The following is a 23,100-nucleotide window of genomic DNA, read 5'->3' on the forward strand; positions in this document are numbered from 1 at the left end:
TATACGAAGTTGATTTTGTTTTTCTCCGTTGCTCAGTTGCTCCGTGTTATTAAAAAAGGTTTTCTCCATGTGCGATCACAGCAAAAACATCTACCTCCCCCAGCTCGCCACCATCGCGGAGATTGTCGACGAGACCGCCGACATCCGCACCTTGCGGCTCGTGTTCCAGGATGAGGCGGTGCGCGAGAACTTCTCCTTCCGGGCCGGGCAGTTCGCCGAGTACTCGGCCTTCGGCGCCGGGGAGGCCACCTTCTGCATCGCCTCGGCCCCCACCCGCACGGGGTACATCGAGTGCTGCTTCCGGGCCGTGGGGCGGGTCACCGAGGCGCTCAGAAGCCTCGAAGTGGGCGACGCCATCGGCGTGCGGGGCCCCTACGGCAACTCCTTTCCCATCGAGGAGTTCTTGGGCAAGAATCTCGTCTTTGTGGCGGGAGGGATTGCGCTCCCCCCCTTGCGGACCCTCATCTGGCAGTGCCTCGACTGGCGGGAGAAGTTCGGCGCAATCACCATCGTCTACGGCGCCCGCACCGAGGGTGACCTGGTCTACCAGCGGGAGCTCAAGGAGTGGCAGGAGCGGGGCGACGTGCGGCTGGTGAAGACCGTGGATCCCGGCGGCAACTCCCCGTCCTGGGACGGCAAGGTGGGCTTCGTCCCGACGGTCCTGGAAGAGGCAGCCCCCTCGGCCGACAACACCATTGCCCTTGTCTGCGGCCCCCCCGTCATGATCAAGTTCACCCTCCCGGTGCTGGAGCGGCTCGGCTTCGGTGACGACGCCATCTACACCACTCTGGAGAACCGGATGAAGTGCGGCCTGGGCAAGTGCGGCCGCTGCAACGTAGGCAACGTCTACGTCTGCAAGGACGGCCCCGTCTTTACCGCCGCCCAGGTCAAGACCATGCCACAGGAGTTCTGATCGCCACTGCCCCCACCTCTTACCTATCCAGGATGGCACGGGTCATTGCCCGTTGAACTCCACATCACCCCTGTTCCTCCCGTTCCGGAATAAAATACTCTTCCCCATTCGGAACATTTCTTGCTGTATCAATGAACAAAGTTTTTTTATGTTCCTGACAGCGGCGTCGCGTTTATAATCCACCGACAGGTTTTAGCCGATTCCGTTCCGTCAGAGGGGACATCACTCGGCAATGCACATCCACGCGACATTGAAGATGAAGACCATCGCCGCCCTGCTGCTCGGTGCCCTCGGGTTCGCCGTCAACTGGCTGAACCCGACCCTCTTCTTTGGCGTCAACATCTTCTTCGGCTCCTTCTTCGTCATGCTCGCCCTGCTCCGCTACGGGCCTAGGGCAGGCGTGCTGGCCGCTGCCCTGGCGGGAGGCTACTCCGCGATCTACTGGCACAACCCTTTGGGAATGCTGGTCTGGGTGGGCGAGGCGTTGGTCGTGGGGCTGATGCTGCGGCGCTCCCGCAATGTCGTGCTTCTCGACACCCTCTACTGGTTCTGCCTCGGCATGCCCTTTTTCCTGCTTTACCATGTGCTGCACCAGACCGAGCTTTCACTGGCCATCCTGTTGACGCTCAAGCATGGGGTCAACGGCATCTTCAACGCCCTGGCCGCCGCCCTGCTGTTTCAACTGGCAAACCTCTCGCAGCCCTTCAGGCGTTTCGGCGAACAGCCCCCCCGCTTTCACCACGTCCTCGCGACATCCATGGTGGCGGCCATTCTCATTCCCGGCGTCTGCTACGTCGTCCTCGAAATCCAGCGGGACATAACCCAGGAAGAGCAGCGGGTCCATCAGCGGCTGCACTCCACCACGACCCTCACCCGTCAGACGATCGAAACCTGGCTCGCCGAGAAGACCCACGACGTCCAGACCCTGGCATCCCTGGTCGGAGACCCCCAGACCGTCCCCGCCACCACCATCCAGAAACAGGCCGCTCTGACGAAGCTGCTCTCGCCCCACTTTGTGAAGATGTCGGTCCAGAACAGCAAGGCAATCTCCGTGGCCTTCGTACCGGCGGTGGATGAGCAGGGACGCTCCAATGTGGGCCGGGATTACTCCACCATGCCCTACCACCGCATCGTGCGTGAGACCATGCGGCCGGCGGTCTCCGACATTGACTACGGGACCATATCGAAAGTGCCCCGGCTTGCCCTCTTCGCCCCCATTGTCATTGACGGAAAATTCCGCGGCTACTGTACCGGCGTCGTCGAGATCTCACGCCTGGCGGAACAGCTGCGGATCATCTCGGGGAACCGTGCCATGGACATCACCCTCCTGGACCGGAAACGGCAGGTTATCGCCAGCACCGATCCCGCCAGGAGGATGATGGAGCATGTGGCCCCCAACCAGGGGAAGGAGCGCCGTCAGTTGACAGAGGGGCTCTATCAGTTCATCCCCCTCTCCAGGGGTTTCAGCGACCTACAGCGCTGGCAACTGGCATCCTTCGGCATGGATTCCCCCCTCAATGCCGACGTGCCGTGGTCCATTGTCATCACGACGCCCATGAAACCGTTTCTGGAAGGGCTCCAGAACAATGCCAGCCGGGGATTCGCCCTTCTGCTCGCCCTGATCCTTTTTTCCATCGCTACAGCCCAGGCGGCGAGCGCGGTCTTCACCCGCCCCATCGCCCAGCTGGAGCAGATATCCGAAACCCTCCCCATCGACGTGATCCGGCACCAGGAGGCCCAGTGGCCCCACAGCGGCATCCGGGAGGTGGCAGGGCTCATCGGCAACGTCCGGCAGATGGCGGCCACGCTCCAGAGCTACGTCCACGAGCTTCAGACCCTCAACGAATCCCTGGAACGGCGGGTGGCAGAGCGGACCGAAGACATCCGCCGCCTCAACGAGGAACTGGAGGAGCGGGTAACCGAGCGAACGACACAGCTGAAATCGGCCCTCCTCCACATGGAATCCTTTTCCTACTCCATTTCCCACGACCTGCGGGCCCCCCTGAGGGCGGTAAACGGCTATGCCCACATCCTGCTGGAGGATTTCGGGCCGAACCTTCCGGCCGAGGCCCAGCGGTATCTGGGCCAGATCTCCAGCAACGGCACCCGGATGGCGGCCCTCATCGACGATCTCCTGACCTTCTCGCGCCTCAGCCGCCACCCCCTGAACAGGGAGACCGTGGATCCCGCCGACGTCGTAAGCGCCGTGCTGGAAGAGCTAGAGCGGGAACGGGAAGGACGTACGGTTCAGGTCAGCGTCGGAGAGCTCCCCCCCTGCCAGGCCGACCCGTCCCTCATCCGGCAGGTTTTTGCGAACCTTCTCTCCAACGCCCTCAAATACAGCCGCAAACGGGAAGACGCCCTGGTCGAGGTGGGAAGCTTTCAAAAGGATGGGGCAACGGTCTACTTCGTGCGGGATAACGGCGTCGGCTTCGACATGGCCTACGCCGACAAACTCTTCGGCGTATTCCAGCGGCTCCACCGCAGTGAGGATTTCGAGGGGACCGGCGTGGGGCTCGCCATCGTCCACAACATCGTCACCCGCCACGGGGGAACGATCTGGGCCGACAGCGCTCCCGGCCAAGGTGCGACCTTCTTTTTCACCGTGGGATCGGGCAACTGGCTACACCAAAACCCCGCGACACCTGTCAACGGGTTTTGAAAGAGTGCGTCAGTTGCCGGGCTGCCGCCGTTAGCCCCAGAGTTCCCTGAGCCGCTGGTCGCGGCCGCAGTTGAAGCGATAGAGCTTGTACCGGACCGGGTTCTTCCGGTAGTAGTCCTGGTGGTACTCCTCGGCGGGGTAAAACTCCTTCGCGGGAACGATATCGGTGGCAATCCGCCACCCACGTTCCTTCTCCAACCGCCGCTTCGCATCCTCGGCCAGCCGCTTCTGCACCTCGTTATGGTAGAAGATGGCGGTCCGGTACTGGCTCCCCGTATCGCAAAACTGCCGGTTCACCGCCAGGGGGTCGATGTTTCGCCAGAAGACCTCAAGGAGCTTCCCGTAGCTCACCTTCGCAGGATCGAAGAGAACCTGCACCGATTCTGCGTGTCCCGTAATGCCGGCAGAAACCTGTTCGTAGGTGGGGTTTTTCACCTGTCCGCCGGTATAGCCCGACGTGGTGGAGACAACCCCATTGAGGGCATCGAAGGGGGGCTCCATGCACCAGAAGCACCCCCCGGCGAAAGTGGCCTTCTCAAGCCGCCCCCCTCCGGCGGCCTGCCCCTTTTCCATCGCCCCAGTCGGCACAGTCCACGCCACGACCAGCACAACCCACAGCGTCACAAATCTGAGAAATGCCATCGTTACACCTCCTCCTGAGCATCACGCGAAACTCCGTTCCCGCGAGAATCACCTGGTAAGCGAACGAAACCTGGCCACCGCCTCGGGGATCACCTCCTCCCGGATGTTGCCGAAGGCAATGCGGAGATAGGGCTCCAGCCCCGGGCCAAAGACCTCACCCGGCAGGCAGATGACCCCCGCCTCCACGGCGAGACGACGGGCCACCTCCCGGCCGGTCCGCCCCGGGAAGGGGTGCCGGACCCAGGCGAAGAAGGTGCCGCTGGCCGCCAGTGAAAAGGGGTTCCCCGGCCTGGTGAAGGCACTCCGGAAAAGGTCGTGGCGCCGCTCCATCATGAGGCGGTTTTCGGCGACCCAGTCATCGAGATGGCGGGCGCCATACATGACCGCGTGCTGGGTGATGCGGGGCTGGCAGACCGCCATGGTGTCCTGGGCCTTGAGGGCATGGTGGATGAACGCATCGGACGCCACGAGGCACCCGGCCCGGTAACCGGTGAGGGCGTAGGTCTTGCCGAAGGACATGATCTGGACGAAGTGATCCCCCCAGTGGGGGTCGGCAAAGAGGTCGTGGGGAGGGGTGTCGCCGGGGATGAAGTCGGCGTAGGTCTCGTCGAGGACCAAAGCGATGCCGCGACGGCGGGCCAGGGAGTAGAGTTCGTGGATCACGTCAGGGGGGGTGACGACCCCGGTGGGGTTCGAGGGAGTGACCAGGAGGATCGCCCGGGTCCGGGGAGTGATGAGGCGCTCCACCGCCGCCGGGTCCACGACGCCCCCCCGCTCAGTGTCGAAGGGAAGCCAGACCGGCCGGATGCCGAGCATCTCCAGGGCCATGGGGTGGTCGAAGTAGGCGGGGAGCGGCACGATCACCTCGTCCCCGGCCCGGCAGAGGGTCACCATGGCGAGCCAGAAGGCCTGGCTGGCGCCGATGGTGAGGCAGAGCCCTTCTGGCGTGGGGGCGGCGCCGTAGACCCGCCCGTAGCGCCCGCAGACCGCCTCCCGTACCTCGAGGAGCCCCTCGTCGGGGGAGTATTTCGCCATTGCCGGGTCGTCGAGGCACGCCGCCAGGTAGTCAGTCAGCTGCCGGGCCGGCGCGTAGTCGGGAACCGCCTGGCAGAGGTCGATCAGGGGGCGCGTCGGGTCGGGCTGCCGGCTGGCGAGCCATCCTCTCACCTCGGTGATGGGTGGGAAGTGAACGGAGCGGATCTGGTCGGAAATGGCGAACTTCATCAGACCTCCCTGCTGTCAGTTTTCTCCTGCCTGGGCCCCTACCCCTTCAGCATGATGAAGCCCATCTGCCGTCCCGTCTCCCCGCTGTCGCGACGGTATGAGAAGAAGAGTTGCGGGGCGCACGAGACGCACTGCCCGGCCGTCTCGATGTTCCGCTCGGGGATGCCGGCCGTCCCCAGTTGCAAGGCGTTGGCCCGGACCAGGTCCAACTGCCACCGGGCCGTATCCTTGATGGTCGCGACCGCATCCCAGTCGTGGCCGCCGACCCGGAACGCCTCGGCCACCGGTGTGTCCACCTCATAGCAGCAGGGTCCGATGCCGGGTCCCACGGCGGCCAGGATATCCTGGGGCTCGGAGCCGAAGAGGTTGATGAAGGCATCCACCCCCTTGCGGCAGATGCCGGCCGCGGTCCCCTTCCACCCGGCGTGGAGGGCCGCCGCAACCCCCTTCGCCGGGTCCAGCAGGAGCACCGGCACGCAGTCGGCCACACAGACCCCGATCATCACCCCCGGCTGGTTGGTAATGATGCCGTCGGCTTCCAGCCGCTGGAAGTAGCCATAATCGGGATTGGGAGAATCGATGACCAGGAGGTCGGTGCCGTGGACCTGGGTCACGGTCACCAGCCGCCCCGCCTCCACCCCGAAGGCCCGGGTCAGGAGGTTTCTGTTCCCCTCCACCGCGTGGGGAGAGTCATTGGTGCCGGTTCCCAGGTTAAGGGAGTTGTAGGGGGCGCGCGACACCCCTTCGTGGCGGGTGGTGAAGCCGTGGGCCGAGACCCCGGCGGCGGTCAGGAGCGCCGGTTCCAGATAGTGAACCTTGTCGGCTCGTTTCATCTCCATTGTTCTATGCTCCTTGGTGTTCAAGATAGGTAATGATCCGCGTCATGTCCTCGGGCAGCTCCGTGTCGAATTCGACATAGGTGCCGCCGGCTGGATGGATGAAGCCAAGGGTCTTGGCGTGGAGGGCCTGGCGCCCCAATTCGCGAACCAGCTTCTTCAGCACCGGGTCCCGCAGGTCGTTGGCCCGGCCGGCGCCCCCGTAGACCTCGTCCCCCACCAGGGGATGCCCCGCCTCGGCCAGATGGACCCGGATCTGGTGGGTCCGCCCCGTCTCCAGCCGCAGCCGCAGGAGCGTCATACCCGGGTAGCGGGCCAGGACCTTCCAGTGGGTCACGGCGTGCTTGCCGTGCTTGGCCTTCCCCGACATCCTTTTGCGGTCCGTGGGGTGGCGGCCGATGGCCCCCTCGATGCGCCCCGTGTCGGTTTTCGGCGAGCCGAAGACCAGGGCCAGGTAGATCCGCTTGATGGTGTGTTCCCGGAACTGGCGGGCGAGCCCCTCGTGGGACCGGTCGTTCTTGGCCACCACCAGGACGCCGGTGGTATCCTTGTCGATGCGGTGGACAATGCCGGGGCGGATCTCGCCGCCGATTCCCGAGAGGTCGGTGCAGTGGGCAAGAAGGGCGTTCACCAGGGTTCCGCCGGGGGTGCCGGCCCCCGGGTGGACCACCATGCCGGCCGGCTTGTTGACCACCACCAGGTCGCTGTCCTCATGGAGGATCACCAGGGGGATCTCCTCCGCCGCGGGGACCGCCGGCGCAGGAGGCGGCACGACCACCACGATGCGCTCCCCTCCCCGCAGTTTCAGGGACGGCTTCTCCACCGTGCCGTCCACCGTCACCCGCCCCTCGTCGATGAGGCGCTGGACCGTGGCGCGGGTCATCCCCTCCACGGACCGGGCCACGAACTGGTCAAGGCGGCCGGATTCCCCCTCGGCGGGGGCTATGAATTCGTACTGATCTTCCATGAACTCCTCAAAAACGGCGAAGGCGCGACCGTCGATCGCGCCCCGCCCGCAGAAACCGTTGTGGGTACCCCATCACCAGATGGGCGACTCGATCTTCCCTGCCCGCTTGATCAGCACGTCCACGAGGGCCATGTCGTAGATGGTACCGGAGGCGATCTCCGGAGCCACCCGCGACTGGAAGTGCTGACGCCCCTCCTCGATATCTTCGGCGAGAATCTCGAAGATGGAATCCTCCTTGATCCCCCGCTCCACCTTGTCGCGGTTGTAGATGGCAATGTCCGAAATGATGGCCCGGGCGAGACGCTTTGCCTGGTCGGGATTATCGATGAGACTCATGAAATGTCCTCTCGTTCAGAGTAATGGCAGAATCCACGGCACGGGAAACGTTACCGCAGCCGGAGGGAGAAGAAGATGCTGGCGCCGCCGCGGCGCACCAGGAGAATCGCCGTGCCCCGGCGCTCGGCCTCGGCCATGGTGCGGTCGTACTCGGCCGGGTTCGCGACCCCCTTGCGGTTCACCGAGACGATGATGTCGCCCCGCTGGATTCCCGCCTCGGCTGCTATCCCCCCCTCCTCCACCTGGGCCACCAGCACACCGGTCGCCCCGCGGCGAAGCAGGTCGGAAGGGAGCTCCGCGACGGCCAAGCCGATGAGGTCAGGCTCCTCCCCCTGGGGGCGGGCCTGCCGGGCCGCGGCACTGTCGGCGCTGGCGGAGGTAAGGGAAAGCTTCACCTCGCGCCCCCCGCGGAACACCGTCACCTGCACGGTTTTCCCCGGCACGGTGTCGGCAACCACCCGCTGGAGGTGCTGGGCGTCCTTGATGGCGGTGCCGGCGAAGTCAAGGATGATATCCCCCTGCCGGATTCCCCCCTTGGCGGCGGGGCTTCCTTCCATGACGTCGCTCACCAGCACCCCGCGGGCCTTCGCGAGGCCGAACTCCCGGGCCAGTTCGTCGGTCACCGGCTGGATCGACACCCCGAGCCACCCCCGGGTCACGCTCCCCTTGGTGATGAGCTGGGTCACTATCTGCTTGGCCATGTTGACGGGGATGGCGAAGCCGATCCCCTGGCCGGCGGCCACGATGGCGGTATTAATCCCGATCACCTCGCCATGGACGTTCAGGAGCGGCCCCCCCGAGTTCCCGGGGTTGATGGAGGCGTCGGTCTGGATGAAGTCCTCGTAGGTCTCGATTCCCATGTTGGAACGGCCGGTGGCCGAAACCACCCCCACGGTCACGGTCCGATCGAGGCCGAAGGGATTGCCGATGGCGATGGCCCACTGCCCCACCTGGAGCTTGTCGGAATCGGCCAGGACCGCCACGGGAAGTTCCTCACTGGCTTGGATCTTGATGACGGCGATGTCGGTCTTGGGATCGCTGCCGACGATTTTGCCGTCATAGACATTCTCGTTGGAGAGCTTGACCTGGATGCTCTCGGCGTCCCGCACCACGTGGTCGTTGGTGACGATGTAGCCGCTCTTGTTGATGATGAAGCCGGACCCGAGGCTGTGGTCGCGCCGATAGCGGGGCTTGCCGCCTCCGAAGAACTCGTCGAAGAAGGGGGAGAATTCTAAAAAGGGCTGCTCGATCTTCTTCCTGCTGATGGTGGAGATGTTGACCACCGAGGGGGTCACCTTCTTCACCAGTTCCACAAAGGCCTGCTGGGTGGCTATCATGTCCTTGGGGACTTCTTTGACCGGCGCCTCGGCCCGCCCCGTTTCGTAATAGAGCTTCTCTTCCTTCTTCGTGCAGGCGGGCACGGCGGAGAGGAACGCAAGGAGGACAATGAACAGGCGACAGACGCGCATTGGAAATGCCTCGGCAGCAGCGGGGGGATGACCTTAAACCGTTGAAAGAGTAGCCAAATTGCCCCGGGATGTCAACGACCTTTCGGCCACTGGCCACCTCCCGCGGCAGGCATCCATATAAGCTCTTGACGCTCGCAGCTCGATTGCCCTATAACGGGCGGAAGAGAGGAGGCGCCCGTGGAAGACATCAAATCCCAGATCAAGGAACTGCGACTCGGCGAGAAGATCCGCAAGCTCCGCCAGGAGCAGCGGCTCACCCTCCAGGAGCTCTCGGAGCTTTCCGGCCTCTCCAAGCCGCTCCTGTCACAGATCGAGAACGACCAGGTCACCCCTCCCATTGCCACGCTCCTCAAGATTTCCAAGGGACTCAAGGTGGGAATCCACTACTTTTTCGAGGAAGAGGAAGACCAGCAGAAGCTGGTGTTGACACGGGCATCCCAGCAGGCGGCCACCCGACGCCGCACCGGCAACGACGCCCCCCACGGCTACGTCTACCGGTCACTGGCCCCCGGCATCCGCCACAAGCCCATGGAGCCATTCCTCGTGGAATTCGAGCTGACCGATTGGGACGACGGCTTCTTCTACCGCCACGACGGCTTCGAGTTCATCTATCTCCTGGAAGGGGAACTGGAATTCCACTACGGCACCGACGTCATGCGCCTCAACCCGGGAGACAGCATTTACTACGACTCGACCGAACCCCACGGCTACGTATCGGTGGGGGAGCAAAAGGCGACGGCCGTGGCCGTCCTCTACACCAAGGATTAGGGGCGACCCAACCCGCGCCGCTTCTTCAGCTGCTCCGTGAAGGAGCGCAGCACCTCCCTTCCCGGACCGTCGAGATTGATGAATTTGAGCCCCATCCCCCCCTCGGGCTCCAGGCGACTCCAGACCACCTGGGCCTCCAGGGTGACGGCACTGGCCGACCGGGGGGTGAAAAACTGGAGCGTCACCACCTGTCCCACCGGGAAAGGGTCCTCGGTGATAACCGAAACCCCGCTCTCCGATATGTCGAACGTATAGAGGCAGGATGCACCGTCCATCTCCACGAGCCAGCATCCCACCTCAACAGGCATTCTCCTGCACGAGCGCTCTTCCACGTCGCCACCCTACTCGGGCAACTCCTCGCAGTCGGCGTACACCCAACTGTCAAGCTGTCCATTCTCCAACTTCACCTGGATCGTCCCCCCCTCTTCGGTGCAACCAAAGGTGTAGCCGATCTCGCCGGTCTTAAGGTTTCTGACCTTCACCTGCTCTTCCTTCCGTTCCGTCCGCTGGCAGACGCCCACGCGATCCTTGTCTTCCATGTCGATCCTCCCGTAGATTTTCGTAGTAACTCCACTAGCGTAGCACGGCACCCCGGCTTTGCAACCGGGGCGGGCCTAGATCTCTTCCCCCGAGCGAACCCGGGCGGGGACGACTCTCACGCAGGCCGCGCCACCGGCCAGCTCCCGGTAGAGCCGGGCCAGGAACCGGACCGTCACCACTTTGTGGATGTACGCTTGAGTGAATCGATAGAGAAGCTTCCTGACCCGCGAGGGGGAAGCGCTTCCCAGCAGCAGCGGACAGAAATCCGCAAGGCGCAGCGTAAGCCGCACCCCCCCATCAGCCTCCTCCACAAGAAACGAAAGGTCTCCCCGGTCGCACTGGTTGGACTGCACCAGGACACCGCCGCAGATGGCCAGGGAGAGGGATGCCCCCCACTCTTCTCTTCTCCTGACGGGTACCGTGAAGCTGATGAGGCTCACGGGGAGGCCCAGGAGACGGAACTCGACCCCGTCTGCCATGACCTGCGGACGGATGAGGGAAAACGTAAAGCGCCTGACGTAGGCAAGGTAGCGGTCAAAGAGGAGATCAGGGGTGACACCGGCCCCAAGATGTTCGGAAACCGTTGTCCACTGGACGGAGAAAACCGAAGAATCCTCCATGAGCACCTGCTGGCACGCTATCTCCTGTTCGACAGGGGTCGTCGTTTCGTTCATGCATCCTCCCACGGACAACGATACCATAACCCGCCCCCCTTGTCCCTTTCACACAAGAAGCCGCGCCACAGGAGTCTTGAGTTTTCGGGAAAAGTGGGGTATAAGAGAACCTCTTCCGGCCACAGACCAGCTGGGCGCGTTTTATCAGACATAATTAATGCTTCAGGAGAGATGGCCGAGTGGTCGAAGGCGCTTGACTCGAAATCAAGTGTACCCCCCGGGTACCTAGGGTTCGAATCCCTATCTCTCCGCCATAATTACCCAGTGAAATCAACCGGTTACACTGGGCTGACCCCTGACTTTCACCAAACTTTCACCATGAAGGTTTTGATGGGAGGGCAGGGGTTTTCTTTTGTCCTCGACGTGGTCTGAAATTGTTGAGGACATCCCGGTAACCCTTCTCAAGCCCATCAATGCAGTTGCCGTAGACATCGAAGACCATCTGCTTGCTCCCGTCAAACGAGACGGAGCAGATCGATTCCAACCAGCGACTCCGCGCAGTAAAACTGTGCCTGATGCTGTTTGGCGGACGCCACGGTCGCACAACTGAACCTTAAAAAAATGTTGACAAACCCTCATAGATATGTAGACTCAATTAAAATTTTGAGCGATAGACGATAATACTAAACCATTCGTGAGAATGGGGCGGAAAGCCTACGGGTCTTACTGAGACAGCCGGGTTGCCGAAATATCACGTGATATTCGGTCCCGGCTTTTTTGTTGTCAAAAGAGGGAGGTCGAACCAGCAAATGGTGCGCTTATAAAGGTTATGTCGGTTCGCGTTGTTGACGGGAACGTCATTAAAACAGTTGGTGGTACACGATAATACTCAACCATCCGCGAGGGTGGGGCGGAAAGCCTACAGGGTCTCACTGAGACAGCCGGGTTGCCGAAATATCACGTGATATTCGGTCCCGGCTTTTTTGTTTCCGGACACGGAAATTGCGGGGGGACAATCTCAAGGGAAAGTTCCAGTCAACAAAGATTGCGAAGGTGGACATATCAACAGCAAGTTGGTTATCTCGATGACGTAGAGAAACGGATGCCTGCTGTATTTTTCATTGTTGAGAAAGGTGCTTTTTTAACCCATGTGCCGAATCGTTAACCTGTCAATCGTATCCAATTGGCTTCGTCTTATGTCTCTATGTATGTTCATTTTATCTCTCAATGGATGTGCTGTGATGAAAAGCGCTCAGGAGAAATCATGGTTTTCTCCAAGCCATCCTGAAGGGGAGGTCGAACGGAATGAGTTTTCGGTTGCAAGAGGAGATGATGTCATTGGTCGGTTGGCATCCATCAGGCTGGAAAAGGGGGACACGCTGCCGGATATTGCGAGACACTTCAGTTTGGGGGTCAATGCAATCAGTGCCGCGAATCCAGGGGTAGATGTATGGGTGCCCGAGGCCGGAGAGCGTATCATATTGCCTCTCAGTTTTATCCTGCCGGACACTCCGAGAAAAGGCATTGTGGTCAACTTGGCCACCATGAGGCTCTTTCAATTTAAGGAGGATGGTAGGTCACTGCTGGTGTCGACCTACCCGGTCGGTGTAGGAACCAAAGAGCGACCCACGCCCACTGGGCAAATGCGTGTGGTGCGAAAAGCAACCTGGCCGACCTGGCATGTGCCTGCTTCTATTTCTGATGATCATAGAAAAAAGGGGAATATTCTCCCCGCAACAGTTCCGCCGGGGCCCCAAAACCCCTTGGGGGAATACGCGCTCTATTTAAGTAAATCGGGTTATTTGATCCATGGTACGAATAAACCGGCCAGCATTGGCCTTAACGCAACCAATGGCTGCATGAGACTCTATCCGGAAAACGTGAAGATGCTCTTCAATGACACCCCAGTTAATACACCGGTAACCATTGTTAACCAGCCATATCTCGTTGGTCAACGGAATGGCGTACTTTACCTGGAAGCCCATACGCCCCAGGAAGGCTCTGGCGCTAGTGAGCTTGAGAAGATAAATGAAAAATTGAGAACCATTGAAAAGAAAGCGGCGCGGACGCTTGACTGGAGAAAAATCAAGGAAGTTCAAACCGAGGCCAGAGGGATTCCTGTTCCCATCTTTGAGATACGTCAAGGGAGTGAAAATGACGCTGCGAAAAAACCCATAGAAGTCGAGCACCCGGACACATTGTATGGCAGACCGGAAATTCCAGAACTGAAACTGGATGCATGGTATGTATTGGCTGCCGATGTGCGTGATGAGATTGATGCTCTGAGGATTGCCGCCGTTATCAACCACCAGGGGCCGCACATTCCGGCAAGGGTGTTTTCAAAGAGCAATAGCTACCGTGTTATCGCCGGCCCTTTCAATGATATCAATGAGGCCAAAGAAGCAGCCAAACGCTTGAAAATGGATTTGGACATAGACGGTATAGTGATTGAACCTGTCAAGGAGGGATAGTCGATCCCGCTTTTCTTATGTTGGGGTGAGTAGATTGTGAACTTCAGGCGTTCCCGCTTCCAGGTAAGGTAAACTGAACGGAAAGGAGGTGATAAGAGATGAAGAAAAGTCATTTGCTGATCTCAATGATGCTCGTTCTAGTTAGTACATTGATGGGTTGTGCAACATCCGGCGAACTCGAGAAAGTGCAGGCACAGCAAAAACTGATTGATGCGAAAGCTGAGCAGGCATTGCAGGATGCGCAAGCTGCCAAGGCTGCCGCCGATGCGGCCAAGTTAAAGGCAGATGAAGTCACGACCCGCGCAGACAATGCTGAAAAGGCAGCATTGGAAAGAGAACGGATCGCCGACGAAAAGGCGAAAAGGGCTGACGCCGCTTTCCAGAAATCGATGCTGAAGTAAGTCAATTTTATCGGAGCTGTTAACTTCAGCTGTGACTCTACGGACAATGATAGTGGCAGGGTCTCAAAACCCTGCCACTTCATTATCCAGCGTTTAAGTCTGCCCGGACCATTCAAGCATTGGACCTGTTAAGCCGGGGTATCAGGCTTATCGCAGGATATTCCTGATGATTCTGCCAAGGGGTAAGGAGATGAGGGATCAGAACATCTTGCACATTGTACTGTCTGAAGGATATCGACAGTCTTCGGCATATATAGTTAGAATACAAAGCAAGGTAAGTGATTACCGATACTTTTTCTGTATCTGCATGACAGTAACATCAATTCTACTATGCGGATGCAGTCACTTTGATGGAGGTTATCAGGCCAAGTCAACATTTGAAGAAGCAAATGATTTATTCAATCAGGGAAGCTACAAGGCATCTCTGGACAAATACGAGCAGATTATTGAAAAATATCCCTCGACGGCAGACAGGGTTCTATTCGAGATGGGTATTATTTATGCGTATCCTAAGAATGAGCAAAAAGATTATCAAAAAGCCCTGGAATGTTTTCAGAAACTTATAAAGGATTACCCAGGGAGTGGATACAGGCAGGACAGTGAAATGATGATATTTTATATCAATAATGCCATCATCAAGGATAAGACGATTGCCACGCAGCAAACACAAATCGAGACTCTCCAACAAGAAGTTAAACGCAAGGAGAATGAAGTTTTTACCCTGCAGAAAAATATTGAAGCGCTCGAGCAAAAGGTCTTTGCTTTTGCAATCAAGATGGGAGCGGTGGATAAGATTCTGATAGAAAAAAAAGAACGGCGCTTGATGTTGATCTCAAAGGGTGAAGTCATTAAGACCTACAAGATAGCCTTGGGTGGAAACCCGATTGGTCAAAAAGAAAGGCAAGGCGATAACAAAACCCCTGAGGGAATCTACTTCATCGATTCAAGAAACAAGGATAGTCATTATCACTTATCTCTTCATATTTCCTACCCGAACGAGAGAGACAAAAAGCGCGCAAAAGGACTAGGTGTTTCTCCTGGCGGAAACATCATGATCCACGGAATCAAGAATGGTTTCTCTTGGGTTGGTGATTCTCACACAGAGGTTAACTGGACGAAAGGATGTATTGCCGTAACAGACAAAGAAATAGAGGAAATTAGCAAGTTAGCGCCAAATGGTACAATTGTTGAGATAAGGCCATAGATGCTGCCCACCAACTCCTGGTCGGCATCAAGGCTGCTGCCCCCCGTTACGGTGACTTCTGGGGGCAGGGCTGCGACTGCTTCGCATTTTGATACTGGGTGTCTACAGGCAACTCGATAGAAAGGAGAACCGTTATGGCAGAGATTACCTGGATTACTTCCTTCGAAGAGGGTTTGGCTCGGGCCAAAGCCGAAAGCAAGCTGGCGCTCGTTGATTTCTTCAACCCTGGCTGAATCGGCTGCAAGCGCATGGACGCGGTCGCGTACCCTGACCCTGCAGTAATCCGTTTTATCAACGACAATCTCATCCCCGTTCGCATCCCGGCCAATGACCCTGAACTGGGACCACGCTACAAGGTCAAATGGACCCCGACCCTGCTGATTCTGGATGCCGAAGGGGTTGAACATTACCGCACCCTGGGCTTTTATCCCCCAGAAGAACTGATCCCGTCGCTTCTGATGGGGATCGGCAAGGCCAGGTTCAATCTGCCGGACCGTCCCGCAGCGTGTGAGTGCTTTGAAAAAATTCTGGCTGGCTACCCGACCGGCAGCCTGGCGCCGGAAGCGGTCTATCTCGACGGGGTTTCCCGCTACATCGAAACCCACGATGTGGCGAACCTGATCGGTATCTATGACCGGCTGGCTGCCGAGTACCCCGACAGCCCTTGGCTTACCAGGGCTGACCCGTACCGGTTACTGAAAAAGTAAGGTTGTGGACCATGAAGTGAGGACGGTTCTTTTCGCAGCTTCTCCAGGAGCATGGCGCGGCTCACCTGTAGCACAGTTATTGCCGTCCGGAAACCCCATTGACACAATCTTCGGCCATACTCGGAGTGCACTGGACAGCATGAGAGAGAAAATCCCGTCTCCACTGCCGGCGTCAGACACTCACTCAAGGAGATTGCCCATGAACACCGTAACCGACCTTCACTCCCACGCCCACAACGCCATCGAGATTCTCCAGCACGCCTTCCAGAGCTGCCCCCACCGCCCGACGGATGGACTGATCCTTTCGGCCCTCGTGTCATTGCAGCAGATGCACGATGAATTGAAGGGCCTCGACAACACCGCGGCTGATAGCGAGCCGGAAGAGTATTGCTGCGCCGTCTAGGAGCCTGTCGCTTTATCTGTGCCAGGCGAGCCAGGCCGAGAGCACCCGCTTCACGAAGGGTGTCAGCCTGGTCCGGTTATGGGCGTCGGCGAGCTTCTTGATTATTTCGGCCTGGGTCGGATAGGGGTGGATGGTCCTGCCGATGGCCGAGAGTCCCAGGCCGTTCGTTATGGCCAGCGAAAACTCATTGATCATTTCACCCCCATGGCGGGCCACGATGGTGGCACCGAGGATACGGTCGGTCCCCTTCTTCAGGTGGACCCGGGCGAACCCTTCCGTTTCGCCGTCCAGCAGCGCCCGGTCCACGTCGGCGAGGGGGACGGTCAGCGTCGTAACCTCCATCCCCTTCCCTGCTGCATCCCTCTCATACATCCCCACATGGGCCACCTCCGGGTCGGTGTACGTGCACCACGGGATGGTGAGGGCCGTGGTCTTCTGGCGTCCCCTGAAGAGGGCATTGGCAATGAGGATCCGTGCCAGGGCGTCGGCGGTGTGGGTGAACTTGTAGGGAAAACAGATGTCGCCGGCGGCGTAGACGCGGGGATTTGATGTGCGGAGCCGTTCGTCCACCGTTACACCCAGCGTCGGGTCACTGGCGATTCCCGCCGCCTCCAGACCAAGGCCCTCCAGGTTGGGAGCACGCCCCACCCCCATGAGGATTTCGTCAACGGCAACCTCGGCTGTTCCCCCCCTCTCCTCGACCGTGATCACCTTCTGGGCGCCGCGGCGGCTGACGCCGCTGATCCGGATGCCGAGCCGCAGGTCTATCCTTTCGCGCACGAAGATTCCGTGAAGAATCTCCGCCGCATCGCGGTCTTCGCGACCGAGGATCTGCGGCGCCATCTCCAGGAGTGTGACCCGGCTGCCGAGCCGCGCAAATGCCTGGGCCAGCTCGCAGCCGATGGGTCCGGCACCGATGACCGCCAGCCGGGAAGGGAGCTCCGTGAGGGAGAAGACCGTCTCGTTGGTCAGGTATCCCGCCTCGGCCATGCCGGGGATGGGGAGCGCCGCGGCCCTGGCTCCCGTGCAGATGGCTGCCCGTTCGAAGGTGAGCCGCTTCCCCTCCACCTCCACGCTGTCGGAGCCGATGAAGCGTCCGTGGCCCATGAAAACGTCAACCCCCAACTCGTCGCGGAAACGCCGTGCGGAGTCGTGGTGGCTGATACCCGCGCGGATGCGCCGCATCCGCTCCATGACGGTGCCGAAGTCGATGCTCAACCCCTCTGTGCCGCCGATGCCGAATTCCCGGCCAACCCTCGCGTCGTGGATCGCCCGGGAGGCCCGGATGATCCCCTTGGAAGGGACGCAGCCAACGTTGAGGCAGTCACCCCCCATGAAGTGGCGCTCGATGAGGGCCACCTTCGCTCCCAGTCCGGCGGCTCCGGCGGCGGTCACGAGCCCGGCGGTGCCGGCGCCGATCACCACGAGGTTGTAGCGCCCGGTCGGCTCGGGATTGACCCACTCGGGGGGGTGCACATTGGCGATCAGGGTTTCGTTATGGGGATCAGGGGGGAATACTTCCGGTTTCGGCGTCATGGCTGCCACTCCATCAGAACTATCGTCCAGTCCTTTTGTTTATTAGGCCTGCATGCACCAATCCCTTTCGGGCACGGGAGGTTAGGGGCTTACCGCAGTCTGTCCAGAATACGGAGAAGCCCGTCGAGAATGGTCGCCGGATGGGGGGGGCACCCGGGAATGTACAGATCGACCGGGATGAGGCTGTCCACTCCGTTGCGGACCTGGGGCGAATCGATGTACGGCCCGCCGCTGATGGCGCAGGCACCGGAGGCGACGACGATCTTGGGGGCAGGAATCGCCGCGTAGGTCGTGAGCAGGGCCTGTGCCATGTTTTCGGTCACCGGACCCGTTACCCAGAGGCCGTCCGCATGGCGGGGCGAGGCGACGAACTGGACACCGAAGCGCCCCAGGTCCCACCCGATGGTTGAAAGGACGTTGGTGTCCGCCTCGCAGGCGTTGCACCCCCCGGCACTGACCTCCCGGAACTTGAGGGAGCGGCCGAACATCCGGTGCAGATCGGGGGGGAGGGGCCGGGCGAAGCGGTGTTCAGATCCCGGATGCACCAGGAGCTGGTCACGTTCATTGACCGCCAGTTGGTGATCGGTGGAAAACTCTATCCTGCCTACGGGGCACTCGGCGCAGAAGAGGCATTTCCCCATGTCCAGGCACCCCCCACCCGTGGTGGAAAAGGCGCCATACGGACACCCGGACGCCCCGTCCCCCTGTTCGGCGGTCCGCGACAGCGACGACACGAAGGGATAGCCGCGGAACCGTTCCGGCATCTGCGGCGGTTCTTTGGGATAGGGCATGGTGCGATGTCCCTGTCTGATGCGGGAAATGATGGCGCGGATCATGACGAATTATCCCTCCTCCCCGGAATCCGGGGTGTAGATACCGTTTCTCATCCCTACAGGTCGAAGCCGCAATAGGAAAGGTTGAAGCTCTTGTTGCAGAGGGGAAAATCGGAAATCTGCTCTCCCCTGAGCGCCATGGCAAGCCCCTGCCAGTTGTGAAACGAAGGATCCACGATTTTGTAGCGGGCAAACCGCCCCTCGTCATCGGTGATCGCCACGTGGCATATCTCGCCGCGCCATCCCTCGGTCAGGGCCACCGCAAGGTGCCGGCCGGCACAGGGAGCTGCCTTGGCACGATGGTCGCCGGCGGGGAGATGCTGGAGCTGCTCTTCGATGAAATCCATGGATTTCTGTGCCTCCTGCCAGCGAATCATCGTGCGGGCGCAGACATCGCCATGGAACGCGGTGGCCACCGGCAGATGGGTCATGCGGAAGATGCCGAAGGGATAGTCAAGGCGGACGTCCCGCTTGACGCCACAGGCCCGGGCAGCCGGCCCAACCAGGCCGAGTTTGACGGCGAATTCCCGCGACACTGCGCCGGTCCCCTCGAGACGTCCCATGACCGATGGCGTGCTCCAGAGGAGTTCCACGGCGTCGGTCAGATCCCGACGCGCCGCCGCCAGACGTTTGAGCAGGTCGTCGCGGTGATCCGCCGTAAGATCGAATATGGTGCCGCCGGGGGTAAGGAGTCCCCGTCCGAAACGGCTGCCGCAGAGGACCGCCGTCATGTTGAGGAAATCTCCCCGGATGCGGCCGCAGAAGGAGGCGGTGGGCAGATAGCCCACGTCGCCGGCGATCGCACCCAGGTCGCCGGTGTGGTTTGCCAGCCGCTCCAGTTCAAGGGCAATGCCGCGGAGCACTTCGGCCCGCGGCGGAACCTTGATCCCGCCCAAAGCCTCCAGAACCATGCAGTAGGCCTGCCCATGGCCGATGGTGGTGTCGCCGGCCACCGTCTCCATCTGCTGGAACGTGCGGGGGTGCGGCCCCCCCGGCAGGCCCGCCTCGACTCCCCGGTGCTGATAACCGAGGGATATCTCCAGGTGGAAGACCTCTTCGCCGTGGCACTGGAAACGGAAATGTCCCGGCTCGATGATCCCGGCATGGACGGGGCCGACGGCAACTTCGTGCACTTCATCGCCGGCCACCTGGTAATAGTCCATGACCCCCACCTTCAGCGGAACATCCGCCGGACGGTTCCAGGCATCGCGGCCCGGCACGAACGGGCGGTGAAACCTGACCGGCTTGAACCAAGGGTGATCGTCGAAGGTCAGGCCACACTGTTCCGCAATCTCCCGCTCGAAGAGCTGCAGCTGGGGGCAGAGAAGGGCAAGGGTGGGGAGACGGTCTTCCCGGGTAACCGTGCGGGTCACCCCGAGCCGCCCTTCGGTTTTGTCGGCAAGGACGCAGACCAGGGTGGTTTCGGCAGCGCCGGGTATGCCGAAGTAGGAGACAACGCGCCTCCCCCGGTCGATGGCGTCGAGGATGTTCTGGAGAAACGGGACAGGGTCGACCTGGGGAATGTCTGCAAAGGGAACCGCCGAGCCGTTGAACAGGATACGGAAGGAGCCATTCATGACCGCACCCCCAGCATGGCTGCACCATCCTTCAGCAGCGCCACCAGAAACTCCGGCGGCCAGACCCCCAGAAGCAGGATGACTCCCAACATGAACAGCGGCGGTCCCACCGTCAGCAGTCGGTCCCGGTAGTTCGTCGGTTCAATGTCCGCCGGAGGCTCACCCATGACCATGGGGAGCACCGTGAGGGCCATGCCGATGAAGATGATGGCCAGAAAGAGCAGAAACAGCCCCCCTACGAGATGGCGTCCCTCGATGAAAGCGCTGCTGACGATGGTGAACTCGCTGATGAACGGCGAGAATGGCGGGGAGCCGGTGATGGCGATGAAGCCTGCCATAAAGAGCCCTCCCGACCAGGGAAGGCGAGTCAGCACCCCCTTGACCACGTCGGTCGTCTTGCTGTTGTACGAGCGGTGGATGTTGCCGGAGGAAAGGAACAGCACCCCTTTGGTGAGGCCGTTATTGAGGAGATGAAAGAGGGCGCCGAACAGTGCCCCCTTGCCGAGGCCGAGGCCAATGGCGAGGATCCCCACGTGTTCGACGCTGGAATAGGCCAGCATCCGCTTGAAGTCCGCCTGGCGGGCCATGAACACGGCGGCAAAGGCCATGGAAATCAATCCCATGGCAACCAGGGCATTCTGGAAAAAGTAGAGTTCCCCCCCGGAAGCCAGACAGATCTGATAGACACGCATGATCGACAGAAACGCGCAGTTGACCAACCCCCCGGCCAGCAGCGCCCCCACCAGACCGGGCGCTTCGCCGTAGGCATCGGGCTTCCAGGAATGGAGGGGAGCCAGTCCCATCTTGGATCCGTAGCCGACGAGGAGGAAGATGGCGGCAGCATGCAACCATCCCGGATTCAGGTCGCGGGCCGATTCCATGAGCGGACCCAGAAGAAGGGTCGCATCGCGCTGGGCAACATAGGTAGAGTAGGCAAGGAACAGGAGCCCCAGCAGGGCCAGGGCGATCCCCACGGAGCAGATCATCAGATACTTCCAGGTTGCCTCGATGGAGCGGGCGTTATGATTGAAATAGATGAGCGGCGCCATGGAAACGGTGGTGGTTTCAAGGGCAACCCAGAGAAGCCCCAGATGCTGGGTGATGGTGACCGTTCCCATGGCCGACAGGCAGACCAGGAGCCCCATGCAGAGGACCCGGTTGGAACGTTCCTGGCGAAAGGCCAGATAGCCGACCGCATAGAACGCGCAGACGGCAAAGAGGAGGCTGATGCAGAGAAGCACCACCTTCCCGAGGGGGTCGAGCCAGAACCAGCCGCCGGGAGAGGGCGGCGGGGCATTCCCCAGAAGGGAAGCGGTCAGCATGAGATGGACCGTTGCTGTCACCGGCAGGACAAGGGGACGCAGGCGGTTGTCCGGTATGATCCAGGCGATGATCGCGCCCAGCAGTGGCGCCAGAACAAGGGCAATCAGCATTCGGCTACTCCTCTTTGAGGGTGCGCAGACGGGATGTGTCGACGGACGAAAACTCCCGGCTGATATGGTTGATGACAATACCCATGACAAATATCCCCACGAGAAGGTCGAGGAGTGCCCCGGCCTCCACCATGACCGGCATTGCCTCGGTCAGAAGAAGCCCGAAGACGAAAATCCCGTTTTCCATCACCAGATAGCCGATGATCTGGGATATGGCCTTGCGGCGGGTCGTCAGGATCAAAAACCCGGTCAGGAGGGTGGCAATTGAGGCAGGGACAAAAAGCAGGTCCTTGTGTTCGGGCGCCAGGGGCAGTTTTTCGGCGAAGACGAAGGCCAGGGCCGTGACGACGGCGCCGAGGAGCAGCGTCGTCACATAGCCGAGATACGGTTCCACCTCGCGCCTGATGTGGGCCTTGCGCACGGCGTCGTTGATCAGGTAGGGGATGATGACTCCCTTGGCCAGGATGATGCCTGCGGTGATGCCGGCCAGGTGACCTGAGAAGGGGTGGATGAGTCCCGGGAGGATACCGAGGATGACCCCTTGGGCGGCGACGGCGCGGATGGAGAAAATCAGCCGGCTTGTCCCGAGCATCACCAGGTTGATCAGCATCACCAGCACCAGCAGTTGATCGGCAAAGGTATTCATGGGGGTTACCTCAACACCAGAATCATGGCGAAAGCAGAGAGAATGGTTGCCCCGACCAGGAGTTGGGGAACGCGCACCAGGCGAAGCCGGGCCATGACCGACTCCACCACGCCGATGGTTACCGCCAGCCCGAGCATGGCAATGATGAAAATCGCCCAGTCCGCGAAGGTATTCCCCGTGGCAACGGGCAGGGCAACGTTGACGAAAACCGCACCGAGAACGAACAGCTTCAATGCCGCCCCGTACAGGATCATACCGAAGGCGGGGCCGCTGTGGTCGAGGACCATGACTTCATGAATCATGGTCAGTTCCAGGTGGGTGTTGGGATCGTCAAAGGGAATCCGGCAGTTTTCCGCCAGAAGGATGATGAAAAGCGCCCCCACCAGCAGCAGCATGCTGGCGCCAGCGGCGAGCCAGATGGCGGGGGTGACAGAGGTGAGAATGGTTGACAGGGTAAGGGACTTGCTCATGCGCGCCAGGGTGATCAGGGCAAAAAAGAGCGTTGGCTCCGCGAGGCAGGAAAATGTCACTTCACGGGCCGCCCCCATCCCCTCGAAGCTGGAGCCGGTATCAAGGGCCGCGATGGTGGTGAAAAACCGCGACAGCCCGAAGAGGTAGGCAAACAGGATCATGTCGCCGCTGAACGAAACCGGTGCCCCATGGCGCCCCAGCGGCACCAGCAGCGCAGCGAAGAGGGTTGCGGCCAGCGTCACCACGGGTCCGGCACGGAAGACCCAGGTGGTCGTTTCGCTGAAAACGGACCCCTTCTGAAAGAGCTTGATCAGGTCGTAATAGGGTTGAAGATAGGGGGCGCCGACCCGGCCGGCGAAGGCAGCCTTGGTCTTGCCGATGACTCCGAGCAGAAGAGGAGGAAGGAGAAGCGCCACCGTACAGTGAATGATGATGTCAATCATGGGT

At 60.5% G+C, this 23,100-nt stretch carries 23 protein-coding genes, 1 tRNA gene and 2 riboswitches; of the genes, 9 read left to right on the forward strand and 15 right to left on the reverse strand.

What is annotated here, in order from left to right; all coding sequences use genetic code 11:
* Positions 1-67 precede the first annotated feature (67 nt).
* Positions 68-913 (forward strand): FAD/NAD(P)-binding protein, encoded by an 846-nt coding sequence (locus tag RCH91_RS16735; protein WP_306536143.1) that lies wholly within the window; start codon positions 68-70, stop codon positions 911-913.
* 232 nt (positions 914-1,145) lie between these two features.
* On the forward strand, positions 1,146-3,575 hold the full coding sequence (locus RCH91_RS16740; protein WP_306536145.1) for a sensor histidine kinase: 2,430 nt from the start codon (positions 1,146-1,148) through the stop codon (positions 3,573-3,575).
* A gap of 30 nt (positions 3,576-3,605) precedes the next feature.
* Here the strand turns inward: RCH91_RS16740 and msrA are convergent, their stop codons facing one another.
* The 6 genes from msrA to RCH91_RS16770 all read right to left on the reverse strand — a co-directional run bounded on the left by msrA (position 3,606) and on the right by RCH91_RS16770 (position 9,049).
* A complete protein-coding gene (gene msrA / locus RCH91_RS16745) occupies positions 3,606-4,217 on the reverse strand; it encodes a peptide-methionine (S)-S-oxide reductase MsrA (RefSeq protein ID WP_306536146.1) in 612 nt (203 codons plus the stop codon).
* Between the two features lie 48 nt (positions 4,218-4,265).
* Complete coding sequence (locus RCH91_RS16750; protein ID WP_306536148.1) at positions 4,266-5,441, reverse strand: aminotransferase; 1,176 nt, start codon at positions 5,439-5,441, stop codon at positions 4,266-4,268.
* Between the two features lie 38 nt (positions 5,442-5,479).
* On the reverse strand, positions 5,480-6,280 hold the full coding sequence (gene pgeF / locus RCH91_RS16755) for a peptidoglycan editing factor PgeF (protein ID WP_306536149.1): 801 nt from the start codon (positions 6,278-6,280) through the stop codon (positions 5,480-5,482).
* Between the two features lie 4 nt (positions 6,281-6,284).
* A complete protein-coding gene (locus RCH91_RS16760) occupies positions 6,285-7,244 on the reverse strand; it encodes an RluA family pseudouridine synthase (RefSeq protein ID WP_306536150.1) in 960 nt (319 codons plus the stop codon).
* A 72-nt stretch (positions 7,245-7,316) separates the two neighbouring features.
* Positions 7,317-7,580 (reverse strand): hypothetical protein, encoded by a 264-nt coding sequence (locus RCH91_RS16765; RefSeq protein WP_306536151.1) that lies wholly within the window; start codon positions 7,578-7,580, stop codon positions 7,317-7,319.
* A gap of 50 nt (positions 7,581-7,630) precedes the next feature.
* The gene (locus RCH91_RS16770; protein ID WP_306536152.1) at positions 7,631-9,049 is read right to left on the reverse strand and encodes a DegQ family serine endoprotease; all 1,419 of its coding nucleotides are present in this window, start codon (positions 9,047-9,049) and stop codon (positions 7,631-7,633) included.
* Positions 9,050-9,226: 177 nt separating this feature from the next.
* Here RCH91_RS16770 and RCH91_RS16775 point away from each other — a divergent pair, with 177 nt between their 5' ends.
* Entirely contained in the window at positions 9,227-9,817 is a 591-nt protein-coding gene (locus RCH91_RS16775; protein ID WP_306536153.1) for a helix-turn-helix domain-containing protein, read from the forward strand.
* Here the strand turns inward: RCH91_RS16775 and RCH91_RS16780 are convergent.
* The 3 genes from RCH91_RS16780 to RCH91_RS16790 all read right to left on the reverse strand — a co-directional run bounded on the left by RCH91_RS16780 (position 9,814) and on the right by RCH91_RS16790 (position 11,031).
* A complete protein-coding gene (locus RCH91_RS16780; protein ID WP_306536155.1) occupies positions 9,814-10,149 on the reverse strand; it encodes a PilZ domain-containing protein in 336 nt (111 codons plus the stop codon). The two genes, RCH91_RS16775 and RCH91_RS16780, sit on opposite strands and share 4 nt — an antisense overlap.
* Positions 10,150-10,158: 9 nt before the next feature.
* Entirely contained in the window at positions 10,159-10,356 is a 198-nt protein-coding gene (locus RCH91_RS16785; protein WP_306536156.1) for a hypothetical protein, read from the reverse strand.
* Positions 10,357-10,431: 75 nt separating this feature from the next.
* Positions 10,432-11,031 (reverse strand): hypothetical protein, encoded by a 600-nt coding sequence (locus RCH91_RS16790; protein ID WP_306536157.1) that lies wholly within the window; start codon positions 11,029-11,031, stop codon positions 10,432-10,434.
* A 165-nt stretch (positions 11,032-11,196) separates the two neighbouring features.
* Here RCH91_RS16790 and RCH91_RS16795 point away from each other — a divergent pair.
* From RCH91_RS16795 to RCH91_RS16820, 6 genes are all read left to right on the forward strand, one after another.
* Positions 11,197-11,285 (forward strand) — tRNA-Ser (locus RCH91_RS16795).
* A gap of 358 nt (positions 11,286-11,643) precedes the next feature.
* A riboswitch (cyclic di-GMP riboswitch) is annotated at positions 11,644-11,719 on the forward strand.
* Between the two features lie 129 nt (positions 11,720-11,848).
* Positions 11,849-11,925: riboswitch (cyclic di-GMP riboswitch) on the forward strand.
* A 194-nt stretch (positions 11,926-12,119) separates the two neighbouring features.
* On the forward strand, positions 12,120-13,442 hold the full coding sequence (locus tag RCH91_RS16800; protein ID WP_306536158.1) for a L,D-transpeptidase family protein: 1,323 nt from the start codon (positions 12,120-12,122) through the stop codon (positions 13,440-13,442).
* 98 nt (positions 13,443-13,540) lie between these two features.
* Positions 13,541-13,843 (forward strand): Lpp/OprI family alanine-zipper lipoprotein, encoded by a 303-nt coding sequence (locus tag RCH91_RS16805; RefSeq protein ID WP_306536160.1) that lies wholly within the window; start codon positions 13,541-13,543, stop codon positions 13,841-13,843.
* 166 nt (positions 13,844-14,009) lie between these two features.
* Entirely contained in the window at positions 14,010-15,047 is a 1,038-nt protein-coding gene (locus RCH91_RS16810; protein ID WP_373694408.1) for a L,D-transpeptidase family protein, read from the forward strand.
* Positions 15,048-15,295: 248 nt separating this feature from the next.
* Positions 15,296-15,754 carry a hypothetical protein gene (locus tag RCH91_RS16815; RefSeq protein WP_373694409.1) on the forward strand — a complete coding sequence of 153 codons (459 nt, stop codon included), beginning with the start codon at positions 15,296-15,298 and terminating at the stop codon, positions 15,752-15,754.
* 199 nt (positions 15,755-15,953) lie between these two features.
* The gene (locus RCH91_RS16820; protein WP_306536162.1) at positions 15,954-16,157 is read left to right on the forward strand and encodes a hypothetical protein; all 204 of its coding nucleotides are present in this window, start codon (positions 15,954-15,956) and stop codon (positions 16,155-16,157) included.
* Between the two features lie 12 nt (positions 16,158-16,169).
* Here the strand turns inward: RCH91_RS16820 and RCH91_RS16825 are convergent, their stop codons facing one another.
* From RCH91_RS16825 to RCH91_RS16850, 6 genes are all read right to left on the reverse strand, one after another.
* Positions 16,170-17,693: a mercuric reductase gene (locus RCH91_RS16825; RefSeq protein WP_306536163.1), complete on the reverse strand. Its 1,524-nt coding sequence runs from the start codon at positions 17,691-17,693 to the stop codon at positions 16,170-16,172.
* 89 nt (positions 17,694-17,782) lie between these two features.
* Positions 17,783-18,529 carry an NADH-quinone oxidoreductase subunit NuoB gene (gene nuoB / locus RCH91_RS16830; protein WP_306536164.1) on the reverse strand — a complete coding sequence of 249 codons (747 nt, stop codon included), beginning with the start codon at positions 18,527-18,529 and terminating at the stop codon, positions 17,783-17,785.
* A gap of 53 nt (positions 18,530-18,582) precedes the next feature.
* The gene (locus RCH91_RS16835; RefSeq protein WP_306536165.1) at positions 18,583-20,103 is read right to left on the reverse strand and encodes an NADH-quinone oxidoreductase subunit C; all 1,521 of its coding nucleotides are present in this window, start codon (positions 20,101-20,103) and stop codon (positions 18,583-18,585) included.
* On the reverse strand, positions 20,100-21,536 hold the full coding sequence (locus RCH91_RS16840) for a proton-conducting transporter membrane subunit (protein WP_306536167.1): 1,437 nt from the start codon (positions 21,534-21,536) through the stop codon (positions 20,100-20,102). The genes RCH91_RS16835 and RCH91_RS16840 overlap by 4 nt, the downstream gene beginning before the upstream one ends.
* A gap of 4 nt (positions 21,537-21,540) precedes the next feature.
* Positions 21,541-22,182: a hydrogenase gene (locus RCH91_RS16845; protein WP_306536168.1), complete on the reverse strand. Its 642-nt coding sequence runs from the start codon at positions 22,180-22,182 to the stop codon at positions 21,541-21,543.
* Between the two features lie 5 nt (positions 22,183-22,187).
* Positions 22,188-23,096, reverse strand: coding sequence for a respiratory chain complex I subunit 1 family protein (locus RCH91_RS16850; RefSeq protein WP_306536169.1), 909 nt, complete (start codon positions 23,094-23,096; stop codon positions 22,188-22,190).
* Positions 23,097-23,100: the final 4 nt, after the last annotated feature.

This window comes from Geobacter sp., from assembly GCF_030834625.1.
GTDB lineage: Bacteria > Desulfobacterota > Desulfuromonadia > Geobacterales > Geobacteraceae > Geobacter.